Here is a 12,617-nt window from a genome sequence, read left to right as displayed (position 1 = left end):
CGGGGCGCGGACCCGGGCCGCGGCGGAGGGCACCGCGCCGCTCCTGCGCGGCCTGTCGGAGCGCCTGCGCCGGCCGCGTCCCGGCCGCCTCGCGACGGGGGCGCGGTCTGCCGGGGATCCCGCGCCCGTCCCGCGCGGCTGGCGCGGGCGCATCGCCGGCAGCCCCCTCCGCCTCGCTCTCCTCGCCCTCGTCGCGCTTCCCGTCCTCGGCCTGGCGGCCCTCGTCGTCACGAGCTTCCTCACCCTGCCCCCTCTCGGCGGCGCGGCCCTCGACCCCGGCCAGCGGGCGCTCACCGTCGAGGCCGATGACGGGCGCGTCTTCGCCACCCGAGGGGCCTTCCGCGGGCAGCCGCTGACGGCGGCCGACCTGCCGCCGCACCTCGCCCAGGCGATCATCGCCATCGAGGACCGGCGCTTCTACTCCCATTGGGGCGTCGACCTGCGCGGCCTCTTCCGCGCGGCCTGGCGCAACGCCGTCGGCGGCGGCGTGCGCGAGGGCGGCTCGACCATCACCCAGCAATATGTCCGCCTGACCTCCCTGACGCAGGAGAAGACCCTGCGCCGCAAGGTCCAGGAGGCGTTCCTGGCGCTCCGCGTCGAGAGCGAGATGTCGAAGGACCAGATCCTGCTCGGCTATCTCAACACCGCCTATTTCGGCGCCGGCGCCTACGGCATCGACGCCGCGGCCCGGCGCTATTTCGGCAAGCCCGCCAAGGCCCTGACGCTGCCCGAGGCGGCGATGCTGGCAGGGCTCGTTCGGGCCCCCTCGCAACTCGCCCCGACCCGCAATTTCGGCGGTGCCAAGGAGCGCGCCGACGTCGTGCTGCAGACCATGGTCGAGACCGGCGCGATCACGGCCGAGGCCGCCGACAAGGCCCGCGCCCAGACGATCACGCTCCGCACACCTCCCGAGACGCCGCCCGGCACCAACTACTTCCTCGACATGGTGGCGGGCGACGCCAAGCGCCTCGCGGACACGCCCGGCGACGTGACGGTGCGCACGACGCTCAACCTCGACCTGCAGAGCCTCGCCGAGGGCGTCGTCGCCCGCCGGCTCGATGCGGAGGGCGGAAAGAAGAAGGCCGGTCAGGCGGCCCTCGTGGCGCTCTCGAAGGACGGCGCGATCCTCGCCATGGTGGGCGGGCGCGACTACGAGGACAGCCAGTTCAACCGCGCGACGCAGGCCAAGCGTCAGGCGGGCTCGCTGTTCAAGCTGTTCGTCTATCTCACCGCCTACGAGAAGGGCTACTCGCCCGAGAGCGTGCTCGTCGACCGCCCGGTTCAGATCGGCGATTGGGAGCCGCAGAATTCCAACAATCGCTTCCGCGGCGCGGTGCCGCTCTCGACCGCCTTCGCTCTCTCGATCAACACGATCGCGGCGCAGCTCGCCGACGAGGTCGGCGTGCCCGCCGTGATCGAGACCGCCCGCCGCCTCGGGATCACGTCGGAGCTGCCGAACGTGCCGAGCCTCGCACTCGGCTCGGCGGAGGTGACCCTCCTCGAGATGACCCGCGCCTACGCGGGGGTGCTCGCCAACCGGATGCCGCTCGATGCCTACGGCGTCCACGCGATCCGGGGCGGGACGCCCCAGCCGCTCTACGTCCATCCCGACCCGAAGGCGGCGGCCGCGCTGCCCGGCGACACGCGGGCGATGATGCTCGATTCCCTTCAGGCGGTGGTCGATGGCGGCACCGGCAAGGCGGCGCGGGTCTCCGGCATTCCGGTCGGCGGCAAGACCGGCACGACGCAGGAATACCGGGATGCCTGGTTCGTCGGGGTGACGCCCGACATGGTGGTCGGCGTCTGGGTCGGCAACGACGACAACAGCGCGATGAACCGGGTCAGCGGCGGCGACATGCCGGCCGCGATCTTTCGCGACTTCGTGCAGCGTGCCTCCGCGCAGATGGCCAAGGGCCGCGCCAAGCGCCCCTCGGCGGCGCGGGCCGAGCCTGCCCCGGCGGCACCGGTCGCATCGGCTCCGGGGGCGGAGCTGCGCGGCGTGCCGGAGGTGATCGACACCGGCACCCTCGCCTTCCGGGGCCGGGTGGTGCGGCTCCTGGGCGTCGACGGCGAGGGCGGCGCCCTCGCTCGCCAGCTCGCCCGCTATCTCCGGCGCCGCGAGGTCACCTGCAGCCCCGGGGCCGACGCACAGCCGGGCTCGGCGGCGCTTCGCTGCCGGATCGACGGTGACGATCTCGCCGCCCTGATCCTGGCGGCCGGGGGCGCCCGCGCCAGCGAGGACGCGCCCGCCGATCTCCTCTCCGCCGAGGAGCAGGCCCGCTCCGAGCGGGTCGGCCTGTGGCGGCGGGAGCGCTGAGCGCTCCCGTCAGGCCGCGCGCACCTCGTTGAGGAAGCGCCGGACCTCGGCGCCGAGATGGTCCGCCTGCGCGGTGAGGCCCGAGGCGGAAGCGAGCACGCGGCCCGCCGCCTCGCCGGTCTCGCCCGCCGCCCCCGCCACCCGGGTGACGGTGCGGGTGACCTCGTCGGTGCCGGCGGCCGCCTGACCGACATTGCGCACGATCTCCTGCGTCGCCGAGCCCTGCTCCTCCACCGCCGCCGCGATGGCGCCGGTCATGGAATTCATCTCCTCGACGCGCTCGGCGATCGAGCGGATCGCGGCCACCGCCTGATCCGTGGCGCCCTGGATCTCTCCGATCTGGCGCGAGATCTCGTCGGTGGCGCGCGCGGTCTGCGAGGCCAGTTCCTTCACCTCGGCGGCGACGACGGCGAAGCCTCGGCCCGCTTCACCGGCCCGCGCCGCCTCGATCGTGGCGTTGAGCGCCAGCAGGTTCGTCTGACCCGCGATGCTGGAGATGAGGTTGACGACGTCGCCGATCCGGGTGGCGCCCGCACTCAGGGCCTCGACGAGCCCTGCGGTAGTCCCCGCCTCCGCGGCCGCGGAGGCGGCGAGGCTCGCGGAGCCCTGGACCTGGCGCCCGATCTCGTTGACGGAGCTGCCGAGCTCCTCGGCGGCGGCCGCCACCATCGAGACGTTGGCGGCGGCCTCCTCGGCGGCCGCGGCGGCCCCGGTCGACTGATCGGCGGTGCAGGCCGCGTTCGCGCTCATCGAATCGGCGGTGCCCTGGAGATCGTTCGCAGCGGTCGAGACCGCCTGCACGATGCCGCCCACGGCGCGCTCGAACCCGTCCGCGAGATCCCGCATCGCGGCCTTCCGCTGCGCCTCGGCGCCGGCCCGGGCGAGCGCCGCCTCCTCCTCGAGAGCCCTGGCGCGGATGAGCCCGTCCTTGAACACCTGCACCGCGTCGGCCATCCCGCCGACCTCGTCCTTGCGGCCGAGGCCCGGCACGGCAGCCGTGAGGTCGCCGCCCGCGAGCCGCCCCATCACCCCGTTCATGCCCCGGATCGGCCGGCTGATGCCGAGATGCAGCAGGACGAGGGAGCCTAGGGCTGCGACGACCATCACCGCGAGGCCGAGGGCGGTCGCGAAGCGCGAGGAGGAGGCGGCCGCCAGCGCCGCAGCGCTCCGCTCGCCGAGGAGCGCGCGCTCGGCCGCCATCAGGTCTCTCGCCGTAGCTCGCAGGGCGTCCATCGCGGACTTGCCCGCGCCGGACGCCTCGATCCGCCGCGCCTCCTCGCGCGTCTCGGGGGCGCGCATCAGGGCGATCTCGCGCTCGGCGACTTCCCGCCACCGCTGGGCCTGGGCCTCGAGGTCCGCGAGCCGCTTCTGCTGCGCGGGATTGTCGGCCGTGAGCCGGCGTGCCTTCGCCGCTGAATCCGAGAAGGCTTTGAGGCCCTCGCGGTACGGGGCCAGGAAGGCGTCGTCGGCGGAGATGAGATAGCCGCGCAGGCCCGTCTCCTGGTTGATCATCGCGCTGACGGTGTCGTCGACCTCACTGAGCACGGCATGGGTGTGGGCGGTCCAATGGTTCGTATCCTCGATCGTGCCGAGGTTGCGCAGGGAAACGAAGGAGATGCCGAGACCCACGACGAGGAGTCCGGCGAGCGTCGTGCCGATCTTGGCAGCGATGGACAGATTGGCGAGGCGTGACGACATCGAGATCCCGCATGCGTTGTCTGGAGACGTCGCGAATCGACGTCCCCGAGTGAAAGCTTCCGGGATCCTGATCGGAAAATAATAACGATGATTTAATCGCTATTTTGGACAGATTTTGATCTTTTATACTTGTCGGTCTCGATTTCTGACCAGTTTTTGTTGTCCAAGTCTGGCCGAGATCGTGCTGATTCGATGGGCGGCCCCTCTCGAATCCTGACCCGGGCGTCGCGTCAGCGAAAGGGGGGCTCGTCGAAGCTGCGCAGCTTGCGCGAGTGGAGGCCCTGCCGGTCCGCGCGCAACGCGTCCAGGGCGGCGAGGCCGATCAGCAGATGCTCGGCCACCGCCCGCTCGTAGAAGGCGTTGGCGGCGCCCGGCAGCTTGATCTCGCCGTGCAGCGGCTTGTCGGAGACGCAGAGCAGCGTGCCGTAGGGCACCCGCAGCCGGTAGCCCTGCGCCGCGATGGTGCCGCTCTCCATGTCGACCCCGATCGCGCGAGAGAGATTGATGCGGCGGCGCTCCTGCGAGAATCGCAGCTCCCAATTGCGGTCGTCGTAGGTGACGACGGTGCCGGTGCGCAGGCGGCTTTTCAGGGTCTCGGCCTGCTCGCCGGTGACGTGGGCGGCCGCGGCCTGCAGCGCGAGCTGCACTTCGGCCAGCGCCGGGACCGGCACGTCGGGCGGCACGAGCTCGTCGAGGATGCGGTCGCGCCGCAGGTATCCGTGGGCGAGGACGTAGTCGCCGATGCGCTGTGACTGGCGCAGGCCGCCGCAATGGCCGACCATCAGCCAGCAATGCGGGCGCAGCACGGCGAGGTGGTCGGTGATCGTCTTCGCGTTGGAGGGTCCGACACCGATATTGACGAGGGTGGTGCCCTCCATCGAGCCGTCGGGACGGCGCGCCACGAGGTGGTAGGCGGGCATCTGGAAACGGTGCCAGGGCGAGGCGGCGACGATGGCCGCCGGATCGGCGCCGGCCGCCTCTGCGCGGCTCACGGCGATACCGCCCGGCAGGATCATCTGCTCCAGCCCGTCCTCGCCCGCCGCGAGCCGCTCCAGCCCGTGGCGAACGAAGCGGTCGACGTAGCGGTGATAGTTCGTCAGCAGGATCCAGGGCTGGACGTGGCGCCAGTCGCAGCCCGTGTAGTGGACGAGCCGGCGCAGGGAATAATCGACCCGGATCGCGTCGAAGAGGGCCAGCGGGCGCGGCGCGTCCGCGGCCTGCTGCCACGTCCCGTCCGCGATCTCGTCGCCGACGACCGAGAGGAGCGGCACGGGAAAGTAGGTCGCGAGCTCGGCCGGGCCGATCCCGCCGCGCGTCAGGTCGGCGCCGGGCTCCAGGACGTAGGGGTACGGGATCTCCTGGCCGCTGAGGCCGACCTCGAGGCTGACGCCGTAATCCTCTACCAGCGGTTGGAGCTGCGCCATCAGATAGGGCCGGAAGTGATCCGGCTGGGTCACGGTGGTGGCGTAGGTGCCCGCCAGCTGGAGCTTCGCCGTCGCCCGGCTGATCCGCGGCACGGGCCCGGCCGGGCGGTAGGTGACGCGCAATTCCGGGTAGCGGAAGCGGAGCCGCTCGGCGTGGTCGGGCGGCGGCCCGCCGTCGAGGACACGGTCGAGCGCCGCGCGGAGAGCGCCGGTGGCCCCGGCGTGGAGTTCGGCGAGCCGGTCGACCGCTGCGGAAGGGTCGGGCACCGATTCCATCGGTCGCAACTCGTCGTCGATCACGCAGCGGCCTCCAAACCCGGGTGGGATCCCCCCTCCGGCTCTACACCGATGGGCGTCCGGGCGCGACGCCCGTCCGCCGGGAGACGTGCGTGACGAGACGTGCGCGACGAGACTTGCGCGACGAGACTTGCGCGACGGGGCCGCCCTGTCCGAAACCGGGGTCCGGTGCGGGCGTGGACGGACGGGAGGGGCGCCATGAGCGACGAGGGCGGCACGTCGGAGGACGGGCTCGAGTGCCGGCCCGGCGAGGAGACGGTCGCGCTCCCGGTCGCGTTCGATGCGGGCCTCTACTTCATCGGCCGGATCTCGACGCCGTGGACCCGCCGCGCCGACTGCCCCAAGAACGGCCGCCAGACCGACGCCGTCTGCACCGTGCGCGTCGATCCGGCCTTCGTCCCGGCCCTGCAGAACGTGGAGGGGGCGACGCACCTGATCCTGCTCTATTGGATGGACCGGGCCGCCCGGAACCTCGTGCGCCAGCGGCCACGCCACGCCGACGGCAGCCGCGGCACCTTCTCGCTCCGCTCGCCTGCGCGGCCGAACCCTGTCGCGCTCTCGGTGGTCGAGCTGATCCGGCGCGACGGCGGCACCCTCCAAGTGCGCGGGCTCGACTGCCTCGACGGCACGCCGCTCGTGGACATCAAGCCCTACTACGCCAGCACCGACTCGCGGCCGGAGGCGCTGGTCGATCGATCGGGCCGCGGAAGCGGCTCGGCGTGAGGCTGTCCGCGCGAGGCGCACCGAATAGGCACTTTTTGCGGGATGCTCCCGCTGTGCCCGGAATGTCGCAGCGTTCTGAACAAAATGTGCTCTAGTATGTTCTCATCAGGATGAATCCGGCGCTGCGGCGTGCGGCCGCGAGGGGCATCGATGGGTCGAACGACGAAGGCATTGCGCGAGCCCGCAAGCGGTGCGGCCGAGCGCGACACGATCGATCCCGACATCTACGTGCCGGCCCTGCTCACGACCCTCTCGAACAACCTGACGCGCACCGCCTCGACGTTCTATCGGCGCCATTTCGGGGTCGGCATCACCGATTGGCGGATCATGTACCGGCTCGCCTCCGAGCCCTGGGTGACGGCCCACCACATCTGCAACGCGGCCCAGCTCGACACGGGCGTGGTGAGCCGCAGCCTCGCCTGGATGGAGAAGCGCGGGCTGGTGCTGGTGCGCGGGGACGAGACCGACGCCCGCCGCCGCCTCGTCGCCCTGTCGCCCGCCGGCCACGACCTGCACGACCGCATCACGGTGGTGGCGCTGGAGCGCGAGCGCAACTTCCTGTCCGCGCTGACGAACGAGGAGACCGAGGCCGCGATCCGCCTCCTGCGCAAGCTGATCGGCAACCTGCGCGCCTTCCAGAAGCCGGTGGCGATCCCGCCGCCCCGCGTGGCGGCCGGCCCGATCCCGGACGAGGCGCCGGGCGAGGCCTTCGCCGCCGCGGTCAGCCCGCGCGCCCGCGCGGCGGCGCCTTGATCCGGTACCAGCCGACGTAGAGGGCCGGCAGGAAGAACAGGGTCAGGAAGGTGGCGGCGATGATGCCGCCGATCATGGCGTAGGCCATCGGACCCCAGAACACCTCGCGGGCGATCGGGATCATGCCGAGGCTGGCGGCGGCGGCCGTCAGCAGGATCGGCCGCATGCGGTGGCGCGTCGCCTCGACCACCGCGTCCCAGGGACCGAGCCCTTCGGCCTCGCATTCCTCGATCTGCGCGATCAGGATGACGGCGTTGCGGATGATGATCCCGATCAAGGCCAGAATCCCCAAAATCGCTACGAATCCCATGGGCTTACCCGAGGACAGGAGCGCTGCGACCACGCCGATGATCCCGAGCGGCGCGACGCTCGAGACGAGGAACAGCTTCTGCACGCTCTGGAGCTGGATCATCAGGAAGACCGCCATCGTGAGCAGCATGACGGGCACCACCGCCGCGATCGGCCCCTGGCCCTTGGCGGCCTCCTCGACGGCGCCGCCGGTGGCCAGCGTGTAGCCCTCCGGGAGTGCGCGCGTGTAGGCGTCGATCTCGGCCTGGAGGGCCGCCACGATGGTCGGCGGCTGCGTCGCGTCGATGATCGGCGCCTTGACGGTCAGCGTCGGCACCCGGTCGCGCCGCCAGACGATCGGCTGCTCGAGGTCGTAGTCGATCTTCGCGAAGGCGAGGAGCGGCACCACGGCCCCGTTCGACAGCGTCACCTGAAGGCTCTGGAGCGTGTCCAGCGAGGTCCGCTCGATGGTCCGCGCGCGGCCGACCACGTTCACGAGGTAGATCGAGTCGCGCACCTGAGTGATCGCCGAGCCGCCGACGACGCTGTTGAGGATCGAGGCGATGTCCTGGCTCGTCACGCCGAGCTGGCGCGCCTTGTCCTGCAGGATCTCGACGCGCAGCACCTTGCCGGGCTCGTTCCAGTCGAAGGTCGGGACGCCGACATGGGGGTTCTTCGCGACGATGTCGGCGAGCTTGAGGGCGTTCTCGCGCACCACCTGCAGGTCCGGCCCGCCGAGCCGGTACTGGATCGGCCGGCCAACAGGAGGGCCAAGGGAGAGCGGGTTCACGAAGACGTCCGTGCCGACGAAGTCCCGCTTTCCGAACGCGTCGAGACGGGCGATCACCCGGTCGCGGGCCTCGAGCGACTTCGTGACGATCACGATCTGCCCGAAGAAGGCGTTGGCGAGCTGCTGGTCCAGCGGCAGGTAGAAGCGCACCGCGCCCTGCCCGACATAGGACGACCAGCGCTCGATGTCGGGATCGCCCGTCAGCGCCGCCTCGAAGCGGTCCATCTGGGCCTTCGTCTCGGTGATGGTCGCGTTCTGCGGCAGGGTCATGTCGACGAGGATTTCGGCCCGGTCGGAGGCCGGGAAGAATTGCTGCTGCACCTTCGTCATGCCGAAGATCGCGAGCCCCATCATCGCGACGCAGGCGAGCACCGTCGTCCAGCGGAAGCGCATCGCGACCCTGAGGGCGCGCAGGAACAGGCGGGTCAGCCGGCCTCCCTCGTGGGAATGCGCCTTCATGGTCCTGGGCAGCAGCGCCACGCCGATGAGCGGCGCGAACAGCACCGCCACCACCCAGGAGACGAGGAGCGAGGCGGCGATGACCACGAAGAGGGAGTAGGTGTACTCGCCCGCCGCCGAGCCGTTGAAGCCGATCGGCAGGAAGCCCGCCACGGTCACGAGGGTGCCGGTGAGCATGGGGAAGGCGGTCGAGGTGTAGGCGAAGGTCGCCGCCTTCTTCAGCGAGTCGCCGAGTTCCAGGCGGGCGACCATCATCTCGACGGTGATCATAGCGTCGTCGACGAGCAGCCCGAGCGCGATGATGAGCGCGCCGAGGGAGATGCGCTGCAGCGTCACGCCCATGATCTGCATGATCACGAAGACGATGGCGAGGACGAGCGGGATCGAGATCGCCACGACGAGGCCCGCCCGCAGCCCGAGGCTGATGAAGCTGACGACGAGGACGATGACGACCGCCTCGACCAGCGCCTGGGTGAAGCCGCCGACCGCCTCCTCGACGATCCTGGGCTGGTCCGAGACGAGGTGGATGCCGACGCCGATCGGGAGCTTCGCCTCGATCTGGCGCATGCGCGCGCTGAGATCCTCGCCGAAATGCAGGAGGTTGGCGTTCGGCCGCATGGCGATGGCGAGCCCGATCGCCGGCTTGCCGTCGACCCGGAACATCGCGGCCGGCGGGTCCTCGTAGCCGCGGCTGATCTCGGCGACGTCGGAGAGGCGGAAGAAGCGGTCGTTGAAGCGCAGGTTGATGTCGCGCAGCGATTCCTCCGAGGTGAACTGGCCGCTCACCCGCACCGAGACTCGCTCCGGCCCCGCCTGCACGACGCCGGAGGGCGAGATCGCGTTCTGGCTCTGCAGGGTCTTGATCAGGGACTGGATGTCGATGCCGTAGCCCGCGAGCTTGCGGGTGGAGAAGTCGAGGTAGATCGTCTCCTTCTGGGTGCCGAGCAGCAGCGTCTTGCCGATGTTCGGCACCTTCAGGATCTCGGTGCGCACGCCCTCGACGTAGTCGCGCAATTGCCGGTGGGTCAGCCCGTCGGCGGTGAAGCCGTAGACGTTGCCGTAGACGTCGCCGAACTCGTCGTTGAAGAACGGCCCCTGCACCCCCTGCGGGAAGGTGTTCTGGATGTCGCCGAGACGCTTGCGCACCTGGTAGAAGGCGGGCTGGATCTCGCCCGGCTTCGTCGTGTCGCGCAGGTTGACGAACACGGTCGCCTGACCCGGCGTCGTGTAGCTGCGGACGTAGTCGAGGGCGTTGATCTGCTGGAGCTCCTTCTCGATCCGGTCGGTGACCTGCTCCAGCGTGTCCTTGATGGTCGCGCCCGGCCAGTTCGCCTGGACGACCATCGTCTTGATGGCGAAGGGCGGGTCCTCCTCGCGGCCGAGGCCGCGATAGGCGATGGCGCCGGCCACGAGGCTGACGGCCATCAGGAACCAGACGAAGGAGCGGTGCCCGAGCGCCCAATCCGACAGGTTGAAGCCCTGGCCGCGGATCTCGTTCGGTGCGTGCATTAGTGGGCCTCGTCCGAGAGCCGGATCGTCTGGCCCTCCTGCAGGGAATGGACGCCGGCGACGACGACGCGCTCGTCCGGGCTCAGGCCCCCGCTGACGGTGACGCGCTCGGGGCCGCGCTCGGCCAGGGCGACATCGCGGCGCGCGACCGCATTGCCGGCGGCGTTGACGATCCAGACGGAATCCCGCCCGTTCTCCGTGAGGATCGCGGTGGCGGGCAGCGGGAAGCGGGGCTCGACCGGCCGAGACAGCGAGACGGTGATGGTGGCGCCCAGCCGGAAGGCGGAGGGCGGGGCCTCCAGCGTCATCCGGATGCGCCGGGTGCGGGTCGACTGGTCGGCGAAGGGCGAGACCTCGCGGACCCGGCCCGCCGCCGTGACCTCGGGCGCGCTCTGGAGCGAGACCGCGAAGCGCCCGTCCTTGGGCATCGCGCCGGCCAGATCCTCGGGGATGTCGACGACGGCCTCGCGCTCCTCGGGGCGCGCGACGGTGACCACGGCCTGGCCGGCGCTCAGAACCTGCCCGACCTCGGCGCTGCGCTGCGTCACCACCCCGTCGAAATCCGCCTTCAGCTCGGTGTAGCCGATCTGGTCCTGCGCCTTCTGCAGGCTGGACTGCGCCTGGGCGAGGCGGGCTTGGGCGGTGTCGCGGTTGGCCACGGCGGCGTCGAGCTGGGCCTGGGTGACGTTGGCGCCCTCCAGGAGGCGGCGGGTCCGCGCCTCGGTGGCCGCCGCATTCTCGGCTTGCGCCCGGGCGTCGGCGACGTCGGCCTCGGCCCGGACCAGGGCGAAGCGGGGCACGACGGGATCGAGGGCGGCGAGCCGCTGGCCCTTCGTCACGATGTCGCCGACCGTGACGTCGCGGGCGACCACCCGCCCCCCGATCTGGAAGCCGAGCTGCGACTGGTAGCGGGGCTCCACCGTGCCGGCGAAGGGGCCGAAGATGACCCGGTCGACGGGCTTGGCCAGGGTGTAGAGCACGGGCCGGACGGGCGGCGCCTCGGCCTTCTCCTGGCCCGGCTGGCAGGCGGCGAGGAGGAGGGACAGGGCGAGGAGACAGGCGCGCCCTGTCCCTCCTCCCGTTCGGGAGAGGGTCGGGGTGAGGGGTGCGCCGTTTCCGGAGAGGTCGCATCCCTCACCCGGTCCGCGTGCCGCGGACTCGACCTCTCCCGAACGGGAGAGGTGGGCAGACCGCATCCTCGTCGCGCTCATCGGCCGCCCTCCCCGCCGGCCGCCACCGTCACGGTCTGGCCGGGGCGCAGGAACTGGATGCCCGCCGTGACGACCTGCTCGCCCGGCTCCAGGCCGGCGGCGAGCGCGATCGTGTCGGCGCCGTAGCGCTCGACCGTGACGGTACGGGGCGCGACGGTGCCCGTCTTCGGGTCGAGCACCCAGACGGCCGGCTGGCTCTTCCACCGGTAGAGCGCGGACCAGGGCAGCACGATCGCGGCCTGCGGCCGGAACTTGCCCCGCCCGATCACGACCGCGCCGAGGCCCATCTGCGGCGGCGTCCGGTCGAGCCCGACCTTCACCCGCACGGTGCCGGAGGCCGGATCGACGCTCGGAGCGATCTCGCGGACGGCTCCCACCGCGACGACGCCGGGATCCGCCTGGAGCACGACCTCGACGGTCTTCGAATCGGGCGGCGTCGCGAGCAGCGCCTCGTAGACGTTGAACACCGCGTCGCGCGGCCCGTCCTGCGCGAGAACGAGCACGGACTGGCCGGCCTGGACGACCTGCCCCGTCTCCAGCGAGCGGCTGAGCACGATGCCGGCGACGCCCGCCCGCAGCTCCGTGTAGGAGAATTGCTCCTGCGCGGTGCCGAGCGCGGCCTTGGCCGAGTCGACCGCGGCCTGGGTGGTGCGGAGTTGCTGCTCGGCATTGTCGTAGGCAGGCCGCGTCGTGTAGCCGCTGGCCAGCAGCGTCTCCTGGCGTTTGAAGCTGAGCTTCGCCTGGGTGAGCTGCGCCTCCGCCGAGGTCAGCGCCGCCCGGGCATTGTCGAGGTTCGCCCGCTGCTCCTGCGGGTCGAGCCGGGCGAGGACCTGATCGGCCTCGACATGATCCCCCACCTCGACGAGGCGCGTGCCGACCTTGCCGTTCGTGCGGAAGGAGACGTTGGTCTGCGCCTGGGCCTGAATGTCGCCGGTGATGACGATGTCGGCGGCGATCATCGTGCGCGCGGCCGCGACCGTCCGCACGAAGGTCCGCGCCGCGAGCGGCGTCTCCGGCTCCGCCCGAGCCGGGCCGGGCTGTGCCGCGAGCGCGCAGGCCAGCAGGGCGGTGCAGAGGCGTAATGGCGTCGGTCGACGCCCCTTCATGGCAACATCTCTGGCAGCCTCTCGGGCATCGTGTCGGGCAGC

The 12,617-nt window shown here is 71.5% G+C and carries 8 protein-coding genes; 3 read left to right on the top strand and 5 right to left on the bottom strand.

The window, feature by feature from the left end; genetic code table 11:
* A partial coding sequence (locus E1J50_RS18350; protein WP_132255278.1) for a PBP1A family penicillin-binding protein occupies positions 1–2,317 on the top strand: 2,317 nt, incomplete at its 5' end.
* A gap of 9 nt (positions 2,318–2,326) precedes the next feature.
* On the opposite strand, the gene E1J50_RS18345 is transcribed toward E1J50_RS18350, so the two are convergent.
* Positions 2,327–4,015, bottom strand: coding sequence for a methyl-accepting chemotaxis protein (locus tag E1J50_RS18345; RefSeq protein WP_132255277.1), 1,689 nt, complete (start codon positions 4,013–4,015; stop codon positions 2,327–2,329).
* A 230-nt stretch (positions 4,016–4,245) separates the two neighbouring features.
* A complete protein-coding gene (locus E1J50_RS18340) occupies positions 4,246–5,739 on the bottom strand; it encodes an AMP nucleosidase (RefSeq protein WP_132255276.1) in 1,494 nt (497 codons plus the stop codon).
* A gap of 195 nt (positions 5,740–5,934) precedes the next feature.
* On the opposite strand from E1J50_RS18340, the gene tsaA reads away from it, so the two are divergent.
* Both tsaA and E1J50_RS18330 read left to right on the top strand, forming a co-directional pair.
* Positions 5,935–6,459 carry a tRNA (N6-threonylcarbamoyladenosine(37)-N6)-methyltransferase TrmO gene (gene tsaA / locus E1J50_RS18335; protein WP_132255275.1) on the top strand — a complete coding sequence of 175 codons (525 nt, stop codon included), beginning with the start codon at positions 5,935–5,937 and terminating at the stop codon, positions 6,457–6,459.
* Between the two features lie 150 nt (positions 6,460–6,609).
* Entirely contained in the window at positions 6,610–7,212 is a 603-nt protein-coding gene (locus E1J50_RS18330) for a MarR family winged helix-turn-helix transcriptional regulator (RefSeq protein WP_132255274.1), read from the top strand.
* Here the strand turns inward: E1J50_RS18330 and E1J50_RS18325 are convergent.
* From E1J50_RS18325 to E1J50_RS18315, 3 genes are read right to left on the bottom strand one after another with little or no spacing between them, the layout of a single operon-like run.
* Entirely contained in the window at positions 7,181–10,258 is a 3,078-nt protein-coding gene (locus E1J50_RS18325) for an efflux RND transporter permease subunit (protein ID WP_132255273.1), read from the bottom strand. The two genes, E1J50_RS18330 and E1J50_RS18325, sit on opposite strands and share 32 nt — an antisense overlap.
* On the bottom strand, positions 10,258–11,469 hold the full coding sequence (locus tag E1J50_RS18320; protein ID WP_245516634.1) for an efflux RND transporter periplasmic adaptor subunit: 1,212 nt from the start codon (positions 11,467–11,469) through the stop codon (positions 10,258–10,260). The genes E1J50_RS18325 and E1J50_RS18320 overlap by 1 nt, the downstream gene beginning before the upstream one ends.
* Positions 11,466–12,575, bottom strand: coding sequence for an efflux RND transporter periplasmic adaptor subunit (locus E1J50_RS18315; protein ID WP_132255272.1), 1,110 nt, complete (start codon positions 12,573–12,575; stop codon positions 11,466–11,468). The genes E1J50_RS18320 and E1J50_RS18315 overlap by 4 nt, the downstream gene beginning before the upstream one ends.
* Positions 12,576–12,617 lie beyond the last annotated feature (42 nt).

The organism is Methylobacterium segetis (genome assembly GCF_004348265.1).
Classification (GTDB): Bacteria; Pseudomonadota; Alphaproteobacteria; order Rhizobiales; family Beijerinckiaceae; genus Methylobacterium; species Methylobacterium segetis.
This window is presented reverse-complemented; position numbering and strand designations above follow the sequence as displayed.

Excerpts from the sequence above, each read along its gene's own strand:
- E1J50_RS18345 (WP_132255277.1), bottom strand. The coding sequence starts at position 4,015 with ATGTCGTCACGCCTCGCCAATCTGTCCATCGCTGCCAAGATCGGCACG.
- tsaA (WP_132255275.1), top strand. The coding sequence starts at position 5,935 with ATGAGCGACGAGGGCGGCACGTCGGAGGACGGGCTCGAGTGCCGGCCC.
- E1J50_RS18330 (WP_132255274.1), top strand. The coding sequence starts at position 6,610 with ATGGGTCGAACGACGAAGGCATTGCGCGAGCCCGCAAGCGGTGCGGCC.
- E1J50_RS18325 (WP_132255273.1), bottom strand. The coding sequence starts at position 10,258 with ATGCACGCACCGAACGAGATCCGCGGCCAGGGCTTCAACCTGTCGGAT.
- E1J50_RS18320 (WP_245516634.1), bottom strand. The coding sequence starts at position 11,469 with ATGAGCGCGACGAGGATGCGGTCTGCCCACCTCTCCCGTTCGGGAGAG.
- E1J50_RS18315 (WP_132255272.1), bottom strand. The coding sequence starts at position 12,575 with ATGAAGGGGCGTCGACCGACGCCATTACGCCTCTGCACCGCCCTGCTG.